Annotated in this window: 19 protein-coding genes; 8 read left to right on the top strand and 11 right to left on the bottom strand. The window is 69.9% G+C overall.

Annotated elements, in window-relative coordinates; all coding sequences use genetic code 11:
* Positions 1 to 6 precede the first annotated feature (6 nt).
* From ACQP0U_RS09570 to ACQP0U_RS09540, 7 genes are all read right to left on the bottom strand, one after another.
* Positions 7 to 1,110 (bottom strand): substrate-binding domain-containing protein, encoded by a 1,104-nt coding sequence (locus ACQP0U_RS09570; protein ID WP_433317623.1) that lies wholly within the window; start codon positions 1,108 to 1,110, stop codon positions 7 to 9.
* 52 nt (positions 1,111 to 1,162) lie between these two features.
* Positions 1,163 to 2,461, bottom strand: a complete 1,299-nt coding sequence (gene mmsB, locus ACQP0U_RS09565; RefSeq protein WP_433317621.1) for a multiple monosaccharide ABC transporter permease — start codon at positions 2,459 to 2,461, stop codon at positions 1,163 to 1,165.
* The gene (gene mmsA / locus ACQP0U_RS09560; RefSeq protein ID WP_433317619.1) at positions 2,458 to 4,005 is read right to left on the bottom strand and encodes a multiple monosaccharide ABC transporter ATP-binding protein; all 1,548 of its coding nucleotides are present in this window, start codon (positions 4,003 to 4,005) and stop codon (positions 2,458 to 2,460) included. Before mmsA ends, mmsB begins: the two co-directional genes overlap by 4 nt.
* 546 nt (positions 4,006 to 4,551) lie before the next feature.
* Positions 4,552 to 5,730 (bottom strand): alcohol dehydrogenase catalytic domain-containing protein, encoded by a 1,179-nt coding sequence (locus ACQP0U_RS09555; RefSeq protein ID WP_433317617.1) that lies wholly within the window; start codon positions 5,728 to 5,730, stop codon positions 4,552 to 4,554.
* Positions 5,731 to 5,863: 133 nt separating this feature from the next.
* Complete coding sequence (locus ACQP0U_RS09550) at positions 5,864 to 6,256, bottom strand: PPOX class F420-dependent oxidoreductase (protein WP_433317615.1); 393 nt, start codon at positions 6,254 to 6,256, stop codon at positions 5,864 to 5,866.
* A gap of 139 nt (positions 6,257 to 6,395) precedes the next feature.
* Complete coding sequence (locus ACQP0U_RS09545) at positions 6,396 to 6,626, bottom strand: tautomerase family protein (RefSeq protein ID WP_433317613.1); 231 nt, start codon at positions 6,624 to 6,626, stop codon at positions 6,396 to 6,398.
* Between the two features lie 31 nt (positions 6,627 to 6,657).
* The gene (locus ACQP0U_RS09540) at positions 6,658 to 7,374 is read right to left on the bottom strand and encodes an SDR family NAD(P)-dependent oxidoreductase (protein ID WP_433317611.1); all 717 of its coding nucleotides are present in this window, start codon (positions 7,372 to 7,374) and stop codon (positions 6,658 to 6,660) included.
* A gap of 68 nt (positions 7,375 to 7,442) precedes the next feature.
* Between ACQP0U_RS09540 and ACQP0U_RS09535 the strand changes: the two genes are divergently transcribed.
* From ACQP0U_RS09535 to ACQP0U_RS09525, 3 genes are all read left to right on the top strand, one after another.
* Positions 7,443 to 8,063, top strand: coding sequence for a TetR/AcrR family transcriptional regulator (locus ACQP0U_RS09535; protein WP_433317609.1), 621 nt, complete (start codon positions 7,443 to 7,445; stop codon positions 8,061 to 8,063).
* A gap of 112 nt (positions 8,064 to 8,175) precedes the next feature.
* Entirely contained in the window at positions 8,176 to 9,861 is a 1,686-nt protein-coding gene (locus ACQP0U_RS09530) for an ATP-binding cassette domain-containing protein (RefSeq protein ID WP_433317607.1), read from the top strand.
* Positions 9,851 to 11,317 carry an aminotransferase class V-fold PLP-dependent enzyme gene (locus ACQP0U_RS09525; protein WP_433317605.1) on the top strand — a complete coding sequence of 489 codons (1,467 nt, stop codon included), beginning with the start codon at positions 9,851 to 9,853 and terminating at the stop codon, positions 11,315 to 11,317. Before ACQP0U_RS09530 ends, ACQP0U_RS09525 begins: the two co-directional genes overlap by 11 nt.
* Before the next feature lie 18 nt (positions 11,318 to 11,335).
* Here ACQP0U_RS09525 and ACQP0U_RS09520 read toward each other — a convergent pair whose 3' ends face one another.
* The gene (locus tag ACQP0U_RS09520) at positions 11,336 to 11,734 is read right to left on the bottom strand and encodes a hypothetical protein (protein WP_433317604.1); all 399 of its coding nucleotides are present in this window, start codon (positions 11,732 to 11,734) and stop codon (positions 11,336 to 11,338) included.
* A 384-nt stretch (positions 11,735 to 12,118) separates the two neighbouring features.
* Here ACQP0U_RS09520 and ACQP0U_RS09515 point away from each other — a divergent pair, with 384 nt between their 5' ends.
* The 4 genes from ACQP0U_RS09515 to ACQP0U_RS09500 all read left to right on the top strand — a co-directional run bounded on the left by ACQP0U_RS09515 (position 12,119) and on the right by ACQP0U_RS09500 (position 16,329).
* Positions 12,119 to 13,378, top strand: coding sequence for a family 16 glycosylhydrolase (locus tag ACQP0U_RS09515; protein ID WP_433317602.1), 1,260 nt, complete (start codon positions 12,119 to 12,121; stop codon positions 13,376 to 13,378).
* Positions 13,379 to 13,546: 168 nt separating this feature from the next.
* Positions 13,547 to 14,569 carry a DUF4331 family protein gene (locus ACQP0U_RS09510; protein ID WP_433317600.1) on the top strand — a complete coding sequence of 341 codons (1,023 nt, stop codon included), beginning with the start codon at positions 13,547 to 13,549 and terminating at the stop codon, positions 14,567 to 14,569.
* Between the two features lie 214 nt (positions 14,570 to 14,783).
* Positions 14,784 to 15,329 (top strand): hypothetical protein, encoded by a 546-nt coding sequence (locus ACQP0U_RS09505; RefSeq protein ID WP_433317598.1) that lies wholly within the window; start codon positions 14,784 to 14,786, stop codon positions 15,327 to 15,329.
* A 16-nt stretch (positions 15,330 to 15,345) separates the two neighbouring features.
* Entirely contained in the window at positions 15,346 to 16,329 is a 984-nt protein-coding gene (locus ACQP0U_RS09500) for a hypothetical protein (RefSeq protein ID WP_433317596.1), read from the top strand.
* 75 nt (positions 16,330 to 16,404) lie between these two features.
* Here the strand turns inward: ACQP0U_RS09500 and ACQP0U_RS09495 are convergent, their stop codons facing one another.
* The 3 genes from ACQP0U_RS09495 to ACQP0U_RS09485 form a co-directional block, all read right to left on the bottom strand.
* Positions 16,405 to 19,413, bottom strand: a complete 3,009-nt coding sequence (locus ACQP0U_RS09495) for a fibronectin type III domain-containing protein (RefSeq protein WP_433317595.1) — start codon at positions 19,411 to 19,413, stop codon at positions 16,405 to 16,407.
* 161 nt (positions 19,414 to 19,574) lie between these two features.
* A complete protein-coding gene (locus ACQP0U_RS09490) occupies positions 19,575 to 19,805 on the bottom strand; it encodes a DUF2188 domain-containing protein (protein ID WP_366611463.1) in 231 nt (76 codons plus the stop codon).
* Positions 19,806 to 19,877: 72 nt separating this feature from the next.
* A complete protein-coding gene (locus tag ACQP0U_RS09485; protein WP_433317593.1) occupies positions 19,878 to 20,537 on the bottom strand; it encodes a M23 family metallopeptidase in 660 nt (219 codons plus the stop codon).
* A gap of 121 nt (positions 20,538 to 20,658) precedes the next feature.
* Here ACQP0U_RS09485 and ACQP0U_RS09480 point away from each other — a divergent pair, with 121 nt between their 5' ends.
* Positions 20,659 to 23,061, top strand: a complete 2,403-nt coding sequence (locus tag ACQP0U_RS09480) for a PEP/pyruvate-binding domain-containing protein (protein WP_433317591.1) — start codon at positions 20,659 to 20,661, stop codon at positions 23,059 to 23,061.
* Positions 23,062 to 23,087: the final 26 nt, after the last annotated feature.

The raw sequence follows: 23,087 nt of genomic DNA, 5'->3' as shown, positions 1-23,087 counted from the left end.
CGGTGATTACTTGGTGAGCGGCGCGAGCTTCGGGTCGTTGGCGTACGCCTCAGCCGCGTTCGCCTTGGTGACGGCGACCGGCGGGAGCAGGTACGTGTCGACGACCTTGCTGCCGTTGTTGTACGACTTGGTGTCGTTCACCTGCGGGGCGTTACCGGCCTGGAGAGCCTTGACCATGTTGATGGTCTCCTTCACCAGGTTGCGGGTGTCCTTGTTGATCGTCATGTACTGCTCGCCCTTGACGATCGACTTGACCGACTCCACCTCGGAGTCCTGACCGGTGACGACCGGGGTCGGCTTGCCAGCACCCTTGACCGAGGTCAGGATGGCGCGGGCCAGCGTGTCGTTCGGGGAGAGGACGCCGTCCAGCTCCTTGCTGCCGTAGGTCGAGGTCAGCAGCTGGTCCATGCGGGCCTGCGCACCCTCGGCCTTCCAGCCCTGGATGGCGGTCTGCTTGACGTCCTTCTGACCCGAGGCGACAACGACGTTGCCCTTGTCGATCTCCGGCTTGAGCACGTCCATCGCGCCGTTGAAGAAGACACCGGCGTTGTTGTCGTCCGGCGAGCCGGAGAACAGCTCGATGTTGTACGGGCCGTTCGGCTTCTTGGCCTTCATGCCGTCCAGCAGGGCCTGGCCCTGGAGCTGGCCGACCTTGAAGTTGTCGAACGCGACGTAGTAGTCGAGGTCCGGGGTGTTGGTGATCAGCCGGTCGTAGGCGATGACCTTCACGCCGGCGGTGTGGGCCGCCGCGACCTGGGTCGACAGCTGCGCGGCGTCGGTCGCGCCGATGACGATGACCTTGGCGCCCTTGGTGACCATGGCGGTGATCTGAGCCTGCTGGTCGGCGACAGTGGTCGACGCGCCGGCGTACTGCACGTCACCCTGGAAGCCGGCCTCCTTGAGGCCGTTGGTGAACAGGTCACCGGCGAGGACCCAGTTCTCCGAGGTCTTGGCCGGCAGCGCGACACCGATCAGGGAGTTCGCCGCGAAGCCCTTGGCGGCCTCGCCCTTGGAGCCCGAGTCGCCGTCACGGCCGGAGCCGCAACCCGCGAGGGCAAGCATGGCGGCGGCGCTGACCGCGACCACCGACGTGCCGAAGAATTTACGCATGGTGAGGACTTGCCTTTCTAGATGGTGAGGCGGGTAGAGAGATCGGTGGCCGTCAGCCGGACACCGCTGCCTTGGCGGGCTGGCGCTCCGCGTCCGGCGGTGAGGCGGGTGGGGCGGAGTCGTCGCGGCGGAAGGGCCGCATCAGGCTCCCGATGATGGAGAAGCGCCCCTGGCTCTTGTTGTAGACGTCGATCGCGACGGCCAGCAACAGGACCAGACCCTTGATGATCTGGACGCGGTCGGTGCCGACACCCATGAGCTGGAGGCCGTTGTTGAGCACGGCCATCACGAGACCACCGACGATGGAACCGCTGATGGTGCCGATACCGCCGGCGACGGCCGCGCCACCGATAAAGACCGCGGCGATGGCGTCCAGCTCCCAGCCGTTGCCGTCCTGCGGTCCGGAGGCCGCCGAACGGGCCACGAAGATCATGCCGGCCAGTGCGGCCAGGACGGACATGTTCATCATGACGAAGAAGTTGACCCGCTTGAGCTTCACACCGGACAGCTCGGCCGCCCGGGAGTTGCCGCCCACCGCGTAGATGTGCCGGCCACCGGCCGTGTTGCGGGTGTAGAAGGAGTACGCGATGACCAGGACCAGCAGGATGATGCCGGAGATCGGGAAGCTGGTGCCGACGCGACCGCTGGCGAAGCGCAGCGCCGCGAAGGCGATGACGCCGACCATGATGGCCATCCGCAGGATGGAGATCCACATGGGCGCCGGGTCGGCGTCCATCGCCCGTCGGGTCTTGCGGGCCTGGATCTCGCGCCACACCACCGCCAACGCCGCGGCCAGACCGAGCAGCAGCGTGGCGTTGTTGTAGCCGGTGTCCGGACCGAACTCGGGCAGGAAGCCGGAGCCGATCTCCCGGAAGCCCTCCGGCACCGGGACGGTGCTCGCGTTACCGATGAACTGGTTGCCGCCCCGGAAGAGCAGCATGCCCGCCAGGGTGACGATGAACGCCGGCACCCCGATGTAGGCCACCCAGAACCCCTGCCAGGCGCCGATCACCGCGCCGATGGCGAGGCCGAACACGATGGCGGCGGGCCAGGGCAGGTCCCACTCGGTCATCGACTTGGCGACCAGGATGCCGGCGAAGGCCGCGACCGAGCCGACCGAGAGGTCGATGTGCCCGGCCACGATCACCATGAGCATGCCGATGGCCAGAATCAGAATGTACGAGTTCTGCTGGAACAGCGCGATCAGGTTGTCCGACCGCAGGGTGAGCCCGTCGGTCAGGATCTGGAACAGGACGACGATCGCCACCAGAGTGAAGATCATTCCGAACTGGCGAGCGTTGGAGGTGGTGCCTCCGAACAGGTTCTTCTGAAGGTCCTTCAATCGGCTCATCGTGTGGCCATCTTCTTCGTCGAGGTCATCTGCTTCATGAGGGTTTCCGGGGTGGCGTCCGCCCGGGCGATCTCGCCCGTGATGGCACCTTCGAACACTGTGTAGATGCGGTCGCACAGCCCGATCAGCTCAGGCAGCTCCGAGGAGATGACGATGACGCCCTTCCCCTGGTCGGCGAGCCGCTGGATGATGCCGTAGATCTCGTACTTGGCACCCACGTCGATGCCGCGGGTCGGCTCGTCGAGGATCAGCAGGTCCGGGTCGGTGAACATCCACTTGGCCAGGACGACCTTCTGCTGGTTGCCGCCGGAGAGCTTGGAGACGCTCTCGTCGACAGTCGGGGCCTTGGTCCGCAACTCCTTGCGGTACGACTCGGCCGCCTGGTACTCCTCGACCTCGTTCAGGACGCCGCGGTGCGAGATCTTGGACAGCTTGGCGGCCACCGTCGACGTCTTGATGTCGTCGAGCAGGTTGAGGCCGATCGCCTTGCGGTCCTCGCTGACGTACGCGAGGCCGTTGTCGATCGCGTCGGCGACCGACTTCAGAACGATCTCCTTGCCGTCCTTGATGATCGTGCCCGACTCGTACACCCCGTAGGAGCGGCCGAAGACACTCATCGCGAGCTCCGTACGGCCCGCGCCCATGAGACCGGCGAAGCCGACGATCTCGCCGCGGCGCACCACGAAGCTCTCGTTCTTGCAGACCTGCCGCTCGGCGGAGATCGGGTGTCGGACGTTCCAGTTGCGGACCTCGAAGAAGACCTCACCGATCTTCGGCGTGTGGTCCGGGAACCGGCTGCTCAGCTCGCGGCCGACCATGCCCCGCACGATCCGGTCCTCGTCGACCCCGTCCGCCTTGACGTCGAGGGTCTCCACGGTCCGGCCGTCGCGCAGGATGGTGATCTGGTCGGCGATCGCCTCGATCTCGTTCAGCTTGTGCGAGATCATGATCGAGGTGATGCCGCGGGAACGGAACCCACGCAGCAGGTCCAGCAGGTGGCGGGAGTCAGCCTCGTTGAGAGCCGCGGTGGGCTCGTCGAGGATGAGCAGCTTCACGTCCTTGGCGAACGCCTTGGCGATCTCGACGAGCTGCTGCTTGCCGACCCCGATGTCCTTGATGAGGGTGTCCGGGTCCTCTTCCAGACCGACCCGGGCCATCAGGTCCAGCGCCATCCGGTTCGCGGCCTTCCAGTCGATCGCGCCCCGCTTGCGCGGTTCGTTGCCGAGGAAGATGTTCTCGGCGATCGACATCCCTGGAATGAGCGCGAGCTCCTGGTGGATGATCACGATGCCGGCGTTCTCGCTGGCCCGGATGTCGGAGAACTTGCTCTCCGACCCCTGGTAGACGATCTTGCCGTCGTAGGTGCCGTGCGGGTACACCCCGCTGAGCACCTTCATCAGGGTGGACTTGCCCGCGCCGTTCTCGCCGCAGATGGCATGGATCTCGCCGGCGCGAACCACCAGGTTGACGTCGGAGAGGGCCTTGACTCCGGGAAACTCCTTGGTGATGGAGCGCATCTCAAGGAGGATGGGCACGTCGCTCATCGCTCGTACCACCTCGCCAACGTCATCGGTTGCCTCCGGAAGGTTGAACCTTCACTTGGTTTTGTTGTTGACGGCAACGTATTGCGGCCGGAGGGCCATCCGCAAGGCGAGGGGCTGTTGAAAAAGTAACAATCCGGCAATATAGACGTGGCAGAGTATTCGCCCGTCACAGCCGCCCCGACAGCCCCGCACGGCACTTTCGCCTGCCGGTGGCAACGTTGTCAAATGGAAGGCGATCCGGCGATCGACTCCGGCCACCCTCGACAGGCCCGCCACCAGGCACGATCCGCTGCCGGAGCAGAGCAGGGGCGGCGGACGGCCCGCCTGCCATCATCGAATGATCTTGATTGGGTCGCCACGCCGACAGGACGGCCACGACGACACGACGACCTTCGGTCGACGGTGTGACCCACGCCTCTACCGAGGGGCCGGATCGACGATGATCGTCTCGTCAGGCGCGCGACCAGGAGGCGGACATACGACTTAACGTCCCTTAAGGGCGTGATCGGGCCGTTCGTCGCGAGCCATGCCGGCGGCGCCAACCGGTCAGAACGGGTGCAGCACCGCCTTGATCACGCCATGCTCCCGCTTGTCGAACCGGCGGTACAGCTCGGGGGCGTCGGCGAGGGTGCCGTGGTGGGTGACGATCATGCTGGGCCGCGCCCGGCCCGCGACGACCAGGTCCCGCAGCAGGACCGTGTAGCGGCGGTCGTGGGTGCGGCCGAACCGGACCGCGACCCCCTTGCTGAACAGCGCTCCCCACGGCGCGACCAGGTTCTCGTGGCTGTCCGCGCCGGGGCCGGGGTGTGGGTCCCGGTCCGGGTACACGCCGGCGACCGCGATCGCGCCAGCGGCGTTGACCAGCCGAGCCGCGTCGGCGATCACCTGGTTCGGACGCTCCTGGTCGGGGCGCTCCCGGTCGCGGGCCTGGAACCCGACCGCGTCGATGACCTTGTCGACCCCGCCGAGTTTCTCCTCGCCGAGCGGCAGCCCGGTCCGGGACCGGTCGGCGCGGATCTGCTCGACCGGGTCGCCCCGACGGAAGTCGATCGGCACGGCACCGATCTCGCCGGCCTTGTCGAGCCGGGCGTCGACCCCGTCGACGCAGTACACGACCCGGGCACCTCGGAGCAGCGCCGAGTAGGCGCCGAGCAGGCCGATGGTGCCGGCGCCGAACACCGCCACCGTGTCACCGGCCTCGACCTCGGCGAGAGTGGCGGCGGCGTGCCAACCGGTAACGAACGCGTCGGCGAGCAGCACGAAGTCGTCCTCGTAGGCGTCCCCCGGCTCCCCGGGCAGGGGTACGCAATTGGCGTCGGCCCACGGCACCCGCAGCAGGTCGGCCTGCGCCCCGCGGTACGGGCCCATGCCGGCATACCCGTACGCCGCGCCCGGCCCCTCGGCCCGAGCCCGCAGACAGGCCGCCGAGAGCCCGCGGGCGCACATCACACACGTGCCGCAGAACAGGTGCGTGGGGATCACCACCCGAGTCCCTGGCCGGACGGTCTGCACCGCGGCGCCGACCTCCTGCACCACACCCAACGGTTCGTGACCGAGCACCAGGCCGGGCTCGGCGCTGGTCCGTCCGTCGTACATGTGCAGGTCGGTGCCGCACAGGGCGGTGGAGGTGATCCGCACGAGCGCGTCGGTCTCCGCCTCCAGTGTCGCGTCGGGCACCTCCCGCACCGCGACGGTCCGGACGTCCGCGTAGACGACGGCTCTCATCCCGGGTCTCCTGTTCGGCGGTGGAACGCCCGGTCTTCCCCCACCTGGACCGTTCATGCCTGCCCCGGGCCGAGAGCCCAGCGCGGCGCACACCAGCACCCATTCGGCGGCCCAGCCGAGACGGGGGCCGCCGTCAGCCCATCGAACGCACCCGGTCGGGCTCGATGGTCAGGATGATGCGGACCTGGTCACGGCCACCGAACCACGGGTACGGCCCGCCGAGATAGCGCTGCGCCAACCTGTCGATGTGCTCGGCGGCGCCCTCGGTGCTGGTGTGCACCACCCGCCCCCGAACCTCGTGGTAGCGGCCTGGCTTCTGCGGGTCGGAGATCGCCACCGCCACCCGCGGGTCCCGTCGGACGTTTCGCGTCTTCTGGTGGGTCTCCACCGTGTTGATCAGAATGTGCGTGCCGTCGGTGTCCACCCAGGTCTGGGTGAGCTGTGGTGAGCCGTCGGGCATCAGCGTCGTGACAAAGCAGGTGCTCGGCTCGCGCAGCAATGTGAGCAGGTCGTCGGGCAGATCCACGAGACGGTCTCCTTCCGGGTGACCAACCTCGTGTTGATCACCCGGCAACGGTCGCACGGAATGATCAGCGATGCCGACTGGCGGGCACATCCGCACCACCCGGTACGGAAGGCCCGCCCAATCGGCGGGCATCCTCGGCCTACTCGCGCACCTGCTGCTGGCGGAACTGCTCGACCGGGAGGCCACCACGACCCCAGTTCTCGGTCTCCACCTCGTCGATCACCACGAAGGTCGACGTCAACGGCTTGTTCAGGACGTCCCGCAGCAGTTCACTCACCCCCTTGATGAGGGTGGCCTTCTCCTCGGCGGTCGCTGCGGACGCGCCAGCGGTGCTTCCCTCACGGGTGATCTGGATGGTCACGATCGGCATCGCCTACTCCCTTCTCGGTGTGGGGGTGGAGTCAGTGACCGGCGTTCTGACCGCCGTCGACGTGCAGGATCTCGCCCGTGACGAACGGGGCCGACTCGAGGTAGACGACGGCGTCGACCACATCGCTGGTCTCGCCCATCCGGCCGACGGGGTGCAGGCCCGCGAGCGTCTGGTGCGTCTCGACCGGGTGCATCGGGGTCTTGATGACGCCGGGCGCGACGGCGTTGACCCGTACGCCGCGAGTCGCGTACTCGATGGCCAGCGACTTGGTGGCGGAGCTGAGCCCGCCCTTGGTCAACGACGCGAGCACCGACGGGACGTTCGAGTTGGGCTGGTCGACGAAGCTGGTCGTGATGCTGACGATGTGACCGGCGCCGCTGGCCAGCAGGTGCGGCAGGACACGGCGGGTGAGGTGGAAGAACCCGGCGAGGTTGATCCCGGTGACCTGGTCGAAGTCCTCGTCGGTGTAGTCGGTGAACGGCTTGGCGACGAAGACGCCGGCGTTGTTCACCAGGGTGTCGATCCGCCCGAAGCGGTCCAGAGCGGCACGCACCACCCGCTCCGCGGTGTCGGCCTCGGCGATGTCGCCCCGGACCGTGACGATCTCCGGGTCGTCGGACGCGCCGATCGAGCGCGACGTCGCCACGACGCCGTACCCGAGCTTGCGGTAGGCGTCCACGAGGTCGGCACCGATGCCCTGGGAGGCGCCGGTGATCACAACGACCTTCTGTCCCTGACTGCTGTTCATGAAGAAACCACTTCCACTAGACGACTGGTCTACTAAAAACTAGCCGACCGGTCGTGTATCGTCAAAGCATGGGACGGACCAGTGACGCGAAGAACAAGATCCTCGACGCGGCTGCCACGCTTATCGAGCAGCGCGGCTACACGGCGCTCGGCGTGGCCGAGATCTGCGCGGCGGCGGGCGTGCCGAAGGGCAGCTTCTACTACTTCTTCGAGTCCAAGCAGGCGCTCGCCCGCACCGTCATCGACGAGCACTGGGTCACCCAGCGCCGCCAGTGGGAGCAGTTGCTCGGCAGCGAGCGCGACCCGCTACAGCGGCTCCGGGACCTGTTCGAGGCCACCGAGGAGGTGCAGCGCGTCGGCCAGCAGAAAGCCGGCGTGGTCGCGGGCTGCCTGTTCGGCAACCTCGCCCTCGAACTCAGCAACCAGGCCGAGGAGATCCGCGGCCGGCTCCAGGAGATCTTCGAGGAGCAGATCAGCCTCATCGAGCAGGTCGTCGTCGAGGCGAAGGAGCGCGGCCTGGCGGGCCAGTCGGTCGACAGCCGGGAGGCCGCCCGATCGATCGTCGCCCAGATCGAGGGGCGGGTCCTGCTCGCGAAGTTGCTCAACGATCCGACCCAGCTGGAGACGCTGTGGCGCAACTGCCTGGATCTGCTCCAGGTGCCGGCGCAGGCGCGGACCACCACCGGCTGAACGGACGACTGTCGCTGACCGTCCACTCCGGGCGCACTGCGCGGTCGCTCAGTAGCATCGGCGAGGCACGATATTCAGGCGGACCACTCCCCGACCGGATCGAGCACTCGACATGACGACCGAGCAGACCACGTCTCCCCCGCGTGCCGGTGTCGGCATCGCCGCTGAGGGGCTGGGCCAGAGCGTCCGCGGCGGTCGCCAGATCCTGGCCGACATCTCTCTGCACATCGTGCCGGGCGAGCTGGTCGCGATCATCGGTGCGAGCGGCGCCGGTAAGACCACCCTGCTGGAGATCCTCGCCGGGATACAGCAGCCGACGGCCGGCACCCTGACCTACGACGGCACGGCGGCGGCCGGTGCCGTCGGCGTCGTTCCGCAGGACGACATCATCCACCGCGAGCTGCCCCTGGCCCGCACCCTGCGGTACGCCGCCCGGCTGCGCCTGCCCTCCAGCACCGGGCCGACCGAGATCAGCGACCGGGTCGCGGAGGTGCTCGCCGAGCTGCGCCTCACCGACCGGGCCGCCACGCCTGTCGGCCTGCTCAGCGGTGGTGAACGCAAGCGCGCCAGCATCGCCGTCGAGCTGCTCACCCGGCCCGGCGTGTTCTTCCTGGACGAACCCACCTCCGGGTTGGACCCGGCGATCGCCGTGGAGCTGCTCCGGGTGCTCCGCGCGCTCGCCGACACGGGAGCCACAGTCGTGCTGACCACCCACCAGGTCACCGACGTGGACCACTGCGACCGGGTCGTCGTGCTGACCCGTCAGGGCCGGTTGGCGTTCACCGGCACCCCGGCCGCCGCCCGGGAGTTCTTCGGCCTGCGGTCCCTCGTCGAGGTGCACCTTCGGCTCGACGAAGCGACGCACCCCGCCGAGTGGCCCGATCGCTTCGCCGAGGAACGCGACACCGAGCAGCCGCCCCCTACCACCGGTGTTGGTGACAGCGCCGCGACGCCGCCCCGGCACGTCGGCCGACTGCGCCAGTGGGCGGTCCTCACCGCGCGCAACGCCGAGATCGTCGTCCGCAACCGGCTGACCCTGGCGATCCTGCTCGGCTCGCCACTGATGGTGCTCGGCATGTTCGCGCTGCTGTTCCGTCCGGGGGCGTTCGAGCCGACCAGGCCCAGCCCGACGGTGACCGTGATGATCCTGTTCTGGATCGCGTTCGGCGGCTTCTTCTTCGGGCTGACCTACGGGCTCCTCCAGATCTGCACCGAGCTGCCGATCCTGCGCCGGGAGCGGCTGGCCGGTGTCCGGCTGGCCCCGTACCTGTTGGCGAAGGTCGCGGTGCTGCTGCCGCTGCTGGCCCTGGTGGATCTGGCCCTGCTCGGGGTGTTGCGCGGCATGGACCGGCTGCCGCCGGTCGGCGGCGCCGACTTCGCCGCCCTGTACGCGACCCTGCTGCTCTCCTCGGCGGCGGCGCTCGCCCTCGGCCTGCTGTGCTCGGCTGCCGTGTCCGACGCTGCCCAGGCGACACTCATGCTGCCGATGCTGTGCTTCCCACAGGTGCTGTTCGTCGGCGCGATCCTGCCGGTGCCGGCCATGGCGGTCGGCGGGCAGTGGCTCAGCTACGCGATGTCGAACCGGTGGGCGTTCGAGGGCCTGGGGCACACCGCCGGGGTGGAGCGCCTCTGGCGCGACGGTGGCTCCCCGCTCGGCCCGCCGCTGCTGGCCACGTACGGCGACAGCTTCTCCCGACCGGTGTGGGTCGACTGGCTGGTGCTCGGCGGTTTCGTGCTGCTCTTCCTGGGCGCGGCCTGGGCGGTCCTGCTCCGACGGGACTACCGTCGTGCGTCCTGAGCCGATCCCGCACGCCTCCCCCTCCGCGCTGCCGGGATACGCCGCCACCGGCCGGATCGACGAGCTGCGCGCCACCGAGTACCGACACCTGGACACCGACGGGCAGGTGTACCTCGACTACGCCGGGGCCGGGGTGGCGGCCCAGGCCCAGGTTCGCGCACACCACGATCGGCTGCTCGCCGGCCTGTACAGCAACCCCCACTCGGAGAACCCCACGAGTGTGGCGGCCGGCTCGCTTGTGGAGTCGGCGCGGCGCGCGGTGCTCGACTTCTTCCGCGCCAACCCGGCGGAGTACGCGGTCGTGTTCACCCCGAACGCCAGCGGCGCCTGCCGGCTGGTCGGCGAGGCGTACGACTTCGGCCGGGCCGCGCCGCTGGTGCTGACCTGGGACAACCACAACTCGGTCAACGGCATCCGCGAGTACGCCCGGTCGGCCCGCGCGCCGGTGCGCTACGTGCCGCTGAACGGGCCCGAGCTGCGGGTCGCCGAGTCGGACCTGGTCGCGGCGCTCGACGCCGGCCGGGGCAGCCTGGCCGGTCGGTGGGGTCGGCCCGGTCGCCGTGGGCTGTTCGCCTATCCGGCGCAGAGCAACTTCTCCGGGGTGCAGCACCCGCTGGACTGGGTGGAACTGGCCCACCAGCAGGGCTACGACGTGCTGCTCGACGCCGCCGCCTTCGCGCCGACGAACCGGCTGGACCTCAGCGTCGTCCGGCCCGATTTCGTGTGCCTGAGCTGGTACAAGCTCTTCGGCTACCCCACCGGGGTCGGCGCGCTGCTGGCCCGCCGTACGGCGCTGGCCCGGTTGCGCCGCCCGTGGTTCGCCGGGGGCACGATCCGCGCGGTCAGCGTGCAGGGCGACTGGCACCGGCCGATGGACGACGAGTCGGCGTTCGAGGACGGCACGCTCAACTTCCTGAGCATCCCGGACGTGGAGTTCGGGTTGCGCTGGCTCGACTCGATCGGCGTGGACCTCGTCCACTCCCGGGTCGGTCTGCTCACCGAATGGCTGCTGGAGCGGCTGGCCACCTTGCGGCACGACACCGGTGGCCCCCTGGTCCAGGTGTACGGGCCGACGACGGGTGCGGGGCGCGGTGGCACCGTGACGTTCAACCTGCGCCACCCGGACGGCACGCTCGTCGACGAACGGCTCGTGGCGCGGGAGGCCGCGGCCTCCGGCTTCTCCCTGCGTACCGGCTGTTTCTGCAACCCGGGCGCGGGCGAGGGCGCGTTCGGGATCAGCCGGACGTCGACGCGGCAGCGCCTGTTGGCGGGGGTCGACACGATCGACAGGTACCTCGCCGCGCTGCGCCTGCCGACGGGCGGCGCGGTCCGTGTCTCGTTCGGACTGGCCTCCACGGCGACCGACGCGGAACGCTTCGTCGCCTTCGTGCAGTCGACCTACCTCAACCGTGGCGTCGGCGTCGAGGCCCCACTGCCACCTCGGCTGCGCTGCTGACCTGCCCGACCGCTCCGTCTAGCTGACCTGGGCCACCGGCGCCGGGCGGTGCTTGATCTCCTCCATGAACGGGAACCGGGCGGTCAGCTCGGCGACTGTCAGGCCGGCCCGCCAGGCCGCTGCCACCTGGGCGACCTGCGCCAGGTCCATGACGTCACCGCGCGCGAGAACCTCTCCCGAGATGCGGAGGTCAATCATGAAGTACCGGGCCTGCGAACCCAGCCCCACGCAGACCACACCCTCGTCGGAGTGCAGTTCGGCGCAGGTGAACCGGGCCCGCCCCTGCTCGGGCGCTGTCACCCGGCCGACATCGAGCCCGTGCCGGGCAGCGGTTTCGATGAGCGCGGGGGCCAGGCCACCCCGCTCGACCAGATCCGGGTAGAGGCGCACACCCAGCGCCGTCGACGCCTCGCTCATGACTGACTCCCACTTCCTTGTGACAGAGACCAGCAGCGCGCAGGTTACGGGAAAGTTTCCGGCACGCCTCGTCATCCTGTCCCGCGTGGACGCCCCACGGCAATAGGAAGGGTCGATTCGACAGCTATCGAGTAACCCTCGGCCGCGCCGGCCTCCCGGCGACGGGTCCGCTCGGTCCATCCCGGAGGCATCGACCACTCCCCCGGTGGTGACCGGGGCAGGCGCCCTGCCGCTCACTCGTCAGCATCGGGCGGTAACGGACGGTCGTGATATTGGAAACACTCTTGACAGAAAGACATGATATCGACATGCTTCGCTTTAGAGAGCGCTCTCTACCCTGGTAAACCGCCTTCACCACCACCACCCCACGCTGAGGAGCCTCCCGTGTTCACAGCCCGGCCCAGCCTCCGCTTCCGCCCCCTCGTACTCCTGGCGGTCGCCCTCGTCGCGACCACGACGGCGCTCGTCCTCCCGGCGCACCCCGACCGGGCCGAGGCCGCCATCGGCCCCATCAGCTGGCAGGACGAGTTCAACTCGCCGGCCGGCACGCCCGTCGACCAGAACAAATGGCGGTTCGACATCGGCGGCAGCGGCTGGGGCAACAACGAGCGGCAGTACTACACGAACAGCACCAGCAACGCCGTCCACGACGGGCAGGGCAACCTGGTCATCACCGCCCGCCGGGACAACCCCGCCAACTACCAGTGCCACTACGGGCGCTGCGAGTACACATCGGCGCGGTTGCTGACGGCGGCCACCTTCACCCAGACGTACGGGCGCTTCGAGGCCCGGATCAAGATCCCGCGTGGTCAGGGCATCTGGCCGGCCTTCTGGATGCTCGGCACCGGCGGCGGGTGGCCCGACGCCGGCGAGATCGACATCATGGAGAACATCGGCCGGGAGCCCAACACCGTCTACGGCACCGTGCACGGGCCCGGCTACTCCGGTGGCGGCGGCATCACGGGCGGCCGCACCCTCGGGGCGCCGCTCGCCGACGCCTTCCACACCTACCGGGTGGACTGGGAGCCGAACGTGATCACGTGGTACATCGACGGGGTGCAGTACCACCGGGTCGATCCCGCTCGGCTCGGCGGCAACCGCTGGGTGTTCGACCACCCCTTCTTCATGATCCTCAACGTGGCGGTCGGTGGTAACTGGCCCGGCTACCCGGACGGCTCGACGCAGTTCCCGCAGCAGATGCTCGTCGACTACGTCCGGGTGTCCAGCTACACCTCTGGCGGCGGGGGCGACCCGGCCCCCGGCACCAGCCGGATCAGGGGTGCGCAGAGCGGTCGCTGCATCGACATCCCCGGCGCCAACCCGGTGGAGGGCGCCAAACTCCAGATCTGGGACTGCAACACCACGGCGGCCCAGAGCTGGACCTTCGCCTCCGACGGCACCGTCCGCGCGATGGGCAAGTGCATGGACCCGGCCTGGGCCGGCACCGCCAACGGCACCGAGGTCAACCTGGTCAGTTGCAACGGCAACACCGCACAACGCTTCACCCTCAACGCCTCCGGTGACCTGGTCAACCTCAACGCCAACAAGTGCGTGGACGTACGGGAGGCCAACCCCAACAACGGCGGCAAGCTGCACCTGTGGGACTGCCTCGGCGCCGCCAACCAGAAGTGGTCTCGCATCTGACGCCACGGGCACGAGTGAGTGGGCCGTCCGAGCACAGCTCGGGCGGCCCACGCCGTGCGCGCCTCGGCTCAGCTCCTCGCACCGGATTGGCTCGATGAGCGGAGAGGCCCGGCTTACGCCCACTATGTTCGGATTAGTCCAGAATCCGGCAGTTCCGGGAGTGAGCTCATGTCGCACCACCTCGATACGCCCCTCGCCGCCCAGGGCGGCCAGCTGTACATCGACGACCTGTACGTCTTCAACGGCGACCGCGCCACGGTGTTCGTCATGGACGTCAACAGCTCGGTGACCAAGGCCGACATCAAGCGCGGCTTCCACGCCGAGGCGCGCTACGAGATCAAGATTCATATCAATGGCACCGAGGTGGAGGACCTGACCTACCGGTTCGCCTTCGGCGAGCCGGACGGCGACGCCCGGCAGGCCCTCCAGTTGTACGAGCTCACCGGAGCGGACGCCCGCGACGACGCCGCGATGGGCACCCCGATCGCCCAGGGGCGGACCGGCGAGGTGACGACCGGCAGCAACGTCCGGATCTGGGCCGGGCGGATCACCGACCCCTTCTTCATCGACCTCGACGAACTCGCCACCATCAACGGCGCGGTCAAGAACGGCTCACGGGTGGACCGCTCCGCGTGGCGGGTCGACCAGGCCAAGAACAGCTTCGCCGGCACCACAGTCGAGTCGATCGTCCTCGAGGTCTCTCATGACGAGCCGCTGCTGCGCGACGGCACCGAGATCGGCGTGTGGTGCCGCACCATGCTCGCCACCGACGCCGGCGGATGGCGTCAGATCAACCGCGCCGGCCACCCCATGATGTGGCCGATCTTCTGGCCCCACGACACCGACTTCTCGAACCCCGCCAACTTCCGGCACCCCGGCAGCGACCTCACCGAAGGCGGCGAGGAGATCGCGAACGCTGTCGCCGGGGTCGTCAAGGCGAACGGCACCGCCCCGGACCCGCAGGCGTACGGCTGGAGCGTCGCCCGGCAGCTCTACCCCGACCTGCTGTCGTACAAGGTCGGCACTGCCGCGAACTTCGGCTTCGCGATCCGCAACGGTCGGACCCTGGCCGACAACGCACCCGAGGTGATGTTCTCCCTGGTCCTCAACACCGGCACCACGTCCGGCCTCACCTCGGACGTCACCAAGGCCGCCCGCTCCGCCACGTTCCCGTACGTGGTCGCGGCCTGAATCTGCTCGCGGGGGCTCGGCGGCCAGCACGGCGCCGGGCCCTTGCCATGCGCGCCCTCCGCGACGGCCGCGAGCAGGACGCCACCACATCCAGGATCAGCACGATCACTGACCGACGACCGGGTGACCCTCGTGCCATTCGCCCCCGTCTGGGCGTTTTGCGTAGTTAGTCTCCAAATGCTTCCTATGGGTTCTTTAGCACAAAGGAGACTCGATGCGTAGAAAGATTCTCGCGGGCCTGGCCGGCGTAGCCGCCGTCGTCGCGCTCGCCGGCCCGGCCGCCGCGGACACGACGGGCGACACGATCGTGACCCTCACCGTCGACGCCGCCGGTGGTCTGTCGATCACGGTGCCGGCGACGGCGAACATCGGGCACGGCGTGGAGGGCTCGACCATCACCGGTCAGCTCGGCCCGGTCACCGTGCTGGACCAGCGCGGGTCACTCACCCCCAACTGGACCGCCAACGTCATCTCCACCGACTTCATCACCGGCGGCGGCTCCTCCGGGGAAACCATCCCGAACATCAACGTCCTGTACTGGTCCGGTCCCGCCACGGCGACCGCCGGTGGCGGCACCTTCACACCGGGTCAGCCGACCGCCGCCCAGCAGGTGATCATCAATGTTCCGCGGACGGCGATGACCCACACCGGCGGCACCGGCAACAACTTCGCCTCCTGGAACCCCACCCTGGTGGTGAACGTGCCCGTCGGCACCGTCCAGGGTGTCTACACGGGGACGGTGACACATTCGGTGTTCTGAGCCGCTCGGCCGGCTGGTGCTGCTGGCCTCGGTCGCCCTCGTGGCGCTCGGGGTTTCGGCGGCACCAGCCGTTGCCGTGCGGGAGCAACGACAGGACCCGGCCGAGGAAGCCGCCATCAGCATCCGCATGCTGGACATCCCGGCCAGTCGGGTGCAGGACCCCCGGGCCCAGGTCTACATCGTGGACCACCTGAAGCCGGGGACGACGATCCACCGCCGGGTCGAGGTGCAGAACACCTCCGGCGAGACGCAGAAAGTCGAGTTCTACTCCGGCGCCGCGTCGGTCGAGAACAACGCCTTCACCGTGCCCGAGGGGCGTGCGGGCAACGAACTCAGCGGTTGGATCCGGGTCAAGGCCGCCGCGATCGAGCTGGACCCGGGCGAGCGACGTCCGGTCGAGGTCGAGATCGCCGTTCCGGAGAAGGCGTCCAAGGGCGAGCGGTACGCCGCGATCTGGGCGCAGGTCACCAGCGCGAAGGAACGCACCGGCAACGTCACCCAGATCCACCGGGTCGGCATCCGGGTCTACCTCGATATCGGTCCGGGCGGTGAGCCGCCGACGGACTTCCGTATCGAAGGGCTGGCCGCGGAGCCCGGCACCGGCGAGTTCCCAGTGGTCACCGCGAAGGTCACCAACACCGGCGAGCGCGCACTGGACATGACCGGCACCCTGTCGCTGCGCAAGGCGGCGGTCCAGGCCGGACCGTTCAAGGTGACGAACGGGGTGACGATCCTGCCCGGCCAGAGCGGCCAGGTCCGGATCGAGGTCAACCAGGCCCTGCCCGCGGGGACCTGGGACGTGCACGCGAAGCTCGCCAGCGGCACCGTGGAGCGCACCGCGACGGGGAAGATCGTCCTGCCCGTCGCGGCACCGATGACGGTCTCGACCTCCAGCGGGCCGAGTTGGCTGGTCTACACGGTCGGCGGGATCGCCCTGCTGGTGCTGGTCAGCCTTGGTGGCTGGTATCTCGTCCGCCGGCACCGGACCCAGCTGGCCTGACGTCAGCAAACCAGAGACTGCCCGGCCGTTCCCTGGGAACGGCCGGGCAGCGACGTCTGGAGGGGACGGGCTGGCTCAGATGACGGAGTGCGTCACCACCGCCACGTAGTCGCCGACCACCACCCCGGACGGGAGTGTCACCAAGAGGGTGGGGTTCCAGGTGGCGGAGTTCGGGCCTCCGGCCTGGCCGGACCACCCGGCGGCCGTACGCGGGGTGTTCAGCACCGCCCCCGGCTGCGGGACGAACGATCCGACGCCGGTGCTGGCAACGGCGGCCCCGGAGGCGTACGTGATGTTGCTGTTGGGGATGGTCTCGCCGCCCGAGCCGGAACCCGTGGTGAAGCTCGTGCTCGAGACGACGCTCACCCAGTTGCCGGAGAACGGCCCGCGGTCGTCGGTGACGGTCACCGGGCCGAGCTGGCCCGAGACGCCTGTCGTGCCCGAGGTGACGGTGCCGAGGGCGGAGACCGCCGGGACGCTGATGGAGAGCCCGCCGAGCGGGGTGATGACCAGGTCGACCGGTCGGGTCGCGGACTGGTTGAACGCGTCGGTCACCCGGACGGTGAACGGGAACGTCCCGGACACGGTGGGCGTGCCGGAGAGCAGGCCGGTGACCGGGTCGAGGGTCAGCCCGGCGGGCAGGCTGCCGGCGCTGACCGCCCAGGTGAACGGGCCCGTGCCGCCGGTCACCGTCAGCTGGTACTGGTACGGGTCGTACGCCTTGCCGGGTGGGGGCGGTGGGAAGGTGAGCGTCGGCGGCGCGTTGACAGTCACCGCCGCGGTGGGCGCTGACTGCGGGCCGGTCCCGGCGGCGTTCGTCGCGGCCACCCGGAAGGTGTACGTGGCGCCGGCGGTCAGCCCGGTGACGATCTGGGTCGTGGCGGTCCCGCTGAAGACCCGGGGTGTCTGTGCCACGGCACCGAGGTAGGGCGTCACTGTGTAACCGGTGATCGGCGACCCCCCGTTGGCCGGGGCCGTCCAGCTCACCGTGGCGGCGTTGGTCCCCGCGGTGGCCGAGGCGTTCGTCGGCGCTCCCGGCAGGGTGTACGGGACCACCGCCGCCGAGGGTGGGCTGGCCGCGCCGGTTCCGAACGCGTTCACGGCCGCCACCCGGAAGGTGTACGACGCGCCGGCGGTCAGCCCGGTCAGGGTGCGGCTGGTCGTGGAGGCGTCGAACGTGACAGTCGGTTGGGTGACGCCGTCCCGGATCGGGGTGATCAGGTAGCTGGTGATCGGGCTGCCGTTGTTCGCCGGCGCGGTCCAGCTCACGGTGGCGCTGGTGACGCCCGCGACCGCGGTCGGCGTGGTCGGCGTGCCCGGCGTGGACGCGTAGACGAAGTTCGCCGACCCGGCGGAGCCTCGGGTGACGACGCTGACCGTGACCGTCGCCGGGCTGGACCGGGCGGGCATGGCGGAGATGCCGAGGGTGCCGTCGGGGTTCACTGTGAAGCAGCCGGCGGCCGGGCCGGAGGTGCACGGCACCAGCAGCACCGACGTGCCGGCCTGCTGTTCGGCGGCCGTACCGATGGTGATCGCGGTCGCCCCGGTGAGGTTGCTGCCGCCGACGGTGACCGGGATGCCCCCGGAGACCGAGCTCTGGGCCGGGGTGACGGTGACGCCGCTGGGCGCGGTGGCCGGCACGACAGGCGTGGTGCCGGTGGCGAGACCGGGGTTCGCGTCGATCGACGACGAGGTGGCCACCGTCGCGGTCTGGATCTGTGTCGGGGTCACGCCGGTGCCGGTGACTGTCGCGACGACAGTGATGGGAGGCAGGGTGGTGCCGCCGGCGAACGGGCCGTTGCTGTTGGTGCAGGTGACGGTCTGGCCGGACGGTGCGGCGCAGACCCAGCCGGAACCGTACGCGGCGCGCGGCACGACACCGGTGGGCACGGTCTGGGTGACCGAGATCGGCGACGTCTCGGTGGCGCCGGCGTCGACCCCGGCGGTGATCGAGTAGGTGACCGGGTCACCGGGCTGCGGGGTGGCACCGACCGCGCTGGTCTGCGCCACGTTCAGGTCCGGCACCGGGTTGAAGGTGACGGCCCGGGCCTCGTCGACCTCGTGGAAGTCGGTGACCGAGCCGGTGGAGCCCACCCAGCCGAAGGCGAGTTGCCGTGGGTAGCCACTGACGTTCAACCAGGTCGGCGACGGATACAGGCTGGGCGACACGACCGGGAGGCTGCCGGACAGCGTCCGCGCCGCGCCGCCGACCGGGGTGAACCTGACCCGGTACTCCCCGGCCGGAACGGTGATGCCGGTGTCGGTGGTGAACGGCGAGGCGGTGGTGTTGGCGACCACCTCGACCGGCACCACCGAGGCGGGCCGGGTGGCGGCCCGCAACGCCAGTGCCGCCGAGGACGTGGTGGTGGCGGTGCTGTTGATCGCGCAGTAGCCGACCCCGTTGCGGCCCGGCCCACGGATCACGACCTGGCCGGGGACCCGCCCGTTGGTCGTCGAGATGTACGGCGGGTTCGTGCAGCCGGTCCCCTGGTAGGTGCTGTTGCTGAAGTTGCCGAAGACGTCCAGCCCGATGCCCAGGTAGCCGTTGGAGAGGCCCGCCGACACACCGTTGAACGCGGCCGAGTAGCCCAGCGAGCCGCCCGGCTGGCCGAGGGTGGACGGGGGTCTCGGGTTGGCCGGGTCGACGGCGGCCAGGACGAAGGCGAGGCCGTCCGCGCCTGGGTTGTTTCCGCCGTACTGGTACGTGTTGAAGCTGACGTGCAGGCCCTGCGAGGTGGGCACACTCGCCGCGCCGAACACACCGCCCTGCCGGGTGATGGCGGCGGGGGTCAGGCGTAGTTTGCCCGAGCCCTGCGGGTCGGTGGAGCTGGTGCAGCTGAGCAGCGGGCCGGTGGTGGAGTTGCCCGCTGCGGTCAGGCAGGCGGCGTTGGTGGCGAGGAGACCGGGCACGGCTGGCACCGCCACCGCGCCGATGCCGTTGGCGGTGTTGTTGTGGAAGGGCTGGTCGAACAGCACGGAACCGGCCGCCGATGCCGGGAGTGGGGCGACCGCGAGAGTTAGCACGGTCACGGCCACCGCCAGCGCTGCGATGCTGCTCGGACGACGCCGGCCCCGAAACGACATGCCCACTCCCAGCTTTCACTCCAGTACCGATCTGCACTATATCGCCCTAAAACGCCCATACTTCTCGCAAAGGGATAAAGCCGGCCCAGTGCTCGACCACGTGAAAGCGGACCGACCTCCTCGGTCATCCGAGGAGGTCGGTCCGCTGAGACTGGAGGCCGTCAGCCCTCGATGTCGCGGGGGTCGCGGCTGCGGGGGTAGGTGTTCTTCTCCCCGATCGTGCCGTCCTGCTTCTTGATCACGTGCTCGACGCCGCGGTCGGCCGCCATCTCGCGGCCCTGGGCCTGCGCGTCGGCCTTCACGTCATGCGTGCTGGTGGCCCGCTCGTGGCCCTCCGGCTTGTTCTTCCACTGTCCGTCCTCGTGGTACGTGTCGACGTCACCCTTGACCATGGCCGGCTCCTCCCTGCGTCTGAACTGTCTCCGGAATCAGTGCCCCGAGCCGTGCCGGGCAAACCGCATTCCTCAGGAGACGGCCGGGCAGTTGTTGCTCACCCGCCGGAGGATCTGTTCGCGTTCGTCGGTGGTGATGCCCGACGCCACACCGTCGAAGTAGGTCTCGACCTTGTCCCAGCCACGGCGCTGCTCGTAGTGCAGGTGCGGTGCGCCGGAGTTGCCGGTGCTGCCGAGCCGCCCGATCTGGTCACCCTGGGCGACCTTCTGGCCGACCGTGACCAGTGGCGGTTCGAGCATGTGCAGGTACTGCGTCTCCCACTTCCCGCCATGGTCGATCTTCACCCAGTAGCCGCCGCCACGCCCCCGTGGGCCCTCCGGGTTCTCCGGGGTGCGGCCACCCAGCGATCCGTTGATGCCCGCCACGGTGACCGTGCCGGCGTACGACGCGAGCACCGGGCGCCCCCACGTCTCGCCCTCGGTCGGGAAGAAGTCGACGTCGTAGTCGTCGTGACCGGGGTAGGTGCTGAGCTGCCACGTCTCGCCGCAGGAGACCGGCATCTGGAAGAGCGGGCGCGGGCCGGCCGGTCGCAGCATCGGCACCGCGACCACCGCGACGCCCAGGAGGGCCGCCACCGCGACCAGCGCGAGGAGGACCCGGATGGCACGGCTTCGAGGGCGGCGGTGGGAACGGGCTCTGGTGGGGCGGCCGGTCGTCACCGGCCCGAGCATGGCAGATCCCGGCAACCTCCCGGCGGCGGGCCGCAGCCGAGCAAGGAGGCATTGCAGTCGCATCGCAAACGAGCTACGGTCAGATGCAATGCAGTCGTATTGCAATGAGAGTGGGCTCCCCATGCACGTGATCGCGTTGTCCGAGGTGACCGCCGCCATGACCGACCTGGTCGGCGGCAAGGCGGCCGGGCTGGGCGAGCTGATCCGGCACGGCGAGCAGGTCCCCGACGGTTTCTGCGTCACCACCGAGGCGCACCGGCTCGGCGTCATCCCTGCGGCCGAGGTCGTCGCCGCGTACGAGCGGCTCGGCGCCGGCCCGGTGGCGGTACGCTCCAGCGCCACCGCCGAGGACCTGCCGGACGCGAGCTTCGCCGGGCAGCAGGACACCGTCCTCGACGTCACGGGCGCCGTCGAGCTGATCGCGGCCATCGAGAAATGCTGGGATTCGCTGCACAGCGACCGCGCGACCGCCTACCGCGACGCCCGCCAGATCGATCACCGGGCGGTGCGGATGGCAGTCGTGGTGCAGCGCATGGTCACACCCACGGTGGCGGGGGTGCTGTTCACCGCGAACCCGCTGACCGGGCGCCGCGACGAGATGGCTGTCGACGCCGCTCCGGGCCTCGGCACGACTGTGGTGGACGGCGGGGCGGCAGTTGACCACTACGTCCTCGACGACGTCACGCGCGACGACGCCGGATGCCTGACGTCCGCGCAGCTGACCCGCCTCCGCGCCACCGGCGAGCGGTTGCAGGCCCACTTCGGCTGCCAACAGGATGTCGAGTGGGCGATCGACGCGGACGACGTGCTGTGGCTCCTCCAGTCCCGGCCGATCACCAGCCTGTTCCCGGCCCCACCGCCGAGCGGGAAGCCCCTCCCCCGGGTCTACCTGGAGTTCGGGCACGTCCAGGGCATGCTGCAACCGGTCACCCCGATGGGCATGTCCACCCTGCGGACGCAGATCGCCGCGATGCTCGCCGCGCTCGGGGTTCGGGTCGAGATCGTCGACATCGGCGGACGCCTCTACGGCGACCTGACCGACCTCTCGCGCGACAGGTCGTCGCGCAAGCGACTGGTGAAGCTCCTGGCTGTCGACTTCGGGCCGCGCGCCCAGGCGGTGATGCAGCACGTGCTGGCGGATCCCCGGTTCGCCCCGACCAGCGGCGGTGCCGGGCGCGGCGGGGCATCGGGGGCAGCGTCGCTGCGGACGGCCGGTCGCGCGGTGGTGGGGATCGTGCGGGCGCTGGCCCGTCCCGATGCCGCGCGGACCCGGATGTTCGAGGCGATCGAGCAGATGAGAGTACGCTCAGCCGCCCCCGCCGACCTGCGTACCGCCGCTGACCGGCTGCGCTTCGTGCAGGCGCGGAACGCCGACGACAGCGCCGACGCGATCATGTGGCCGATCGTCGCCGGGATGCTCGCCGCCGCGCTGCCGACCGCGTTGCTCAAGGGCGTCGCCGGGCCGGACGAGATCCACACCGTGCTGGGCGGCATGCCGCACAACGTCACCATCGAGATGGACCTGGCCCTGTGGCGGCTCGCCCAGGGCGCGGGCGAGCACCGCCAGCTCCTCCGCGACACCCCGCCGGCCGAGTTGGCGGCACGCTACCTGCGCGGGGCGCTGCCCGAGATCGGCATGGCGGCCTTCCTGGACGTCTACGGTCACCGGGGCGTCGCCGAAGTCGACCTCGGGGTGCCGCGCTGGGCGGAGGACCCCACACCGGTCTTCGCCGCGGTCGCCAACTACCTACGGGTCACCGACCCGCGACAGGGCCCCGACCAGCGCTTCCAGCGGGCCGCGTCGGCGGCGGAGACAGCGTTGCGGGAGCTGGTCACGCGAGCCCGCCGTCGGCGTCCGGTGCGGGGCAGGGTCGCCGGTTTCCTGTTGCGCAGGGCGCGGTCGTTGGCCGGCCTGCGCGAGGCCGGCAAGTTCGCCGGGCTGTACCCGCTGCGCGAGACGCGCCGCCAACTGCTGCTCATCGGCGCCGACCTGCACGGCTCCGGGCTGCTGGACCAGCCCGCCGACATCATGTTCCTGACCCTCGACGAGGTGCACACCGCCGTACACCAGGGTGTTGATCTGCGCGGCACCGTCACCTCCCGACGGACGGTGCACCGCCGGGAGCTGCGGCGTCGGACGGTGCCGGTGGCGCTGCTCTCCGACGGCACGGACGTCGAGACCGTCCTGTCGGCGGCGCCGACCGGCGACGGGACGCTCTCCGGAGTGGGCGCGTCGGCGGGCCGGGTGACCGGCCCCGCCCGGGTGGTGCACGACGCGAGCACCGCCCACATCGAGCCCGGCGACGTCCTGGTGGCCGCGACCACCGACCCCGGCTGGACCCCGCTGTTCCTCACCGCGGCGGCGCTTGTCACGGAGACCGGCGCGATCATGGCGCACGGCCCGACGGTGGCCCGCGAGTACGGCATTCCCGCAGTCATCTGCGTGCCGGACGCCACCCGGACCATCTCCACCGGGCAGCTCGTCACAGTTGACGGGGCTGCCGGAACCGTCACCCTGCACTGACCGTCGGCCCCGAGCGAGAAGGACGA

The organism is Micromonospora sp. CA-269861 (genome assembly GCF_050948505.1).
Lineage (GTDB): Bacteria > Actinomycetota > Actinomycetes > Mycobacteriales > Micromonosporaceae > Micromonospora.
This window is presented reverse-complemented; position numbering and strand designations above follow the sequence as displayed.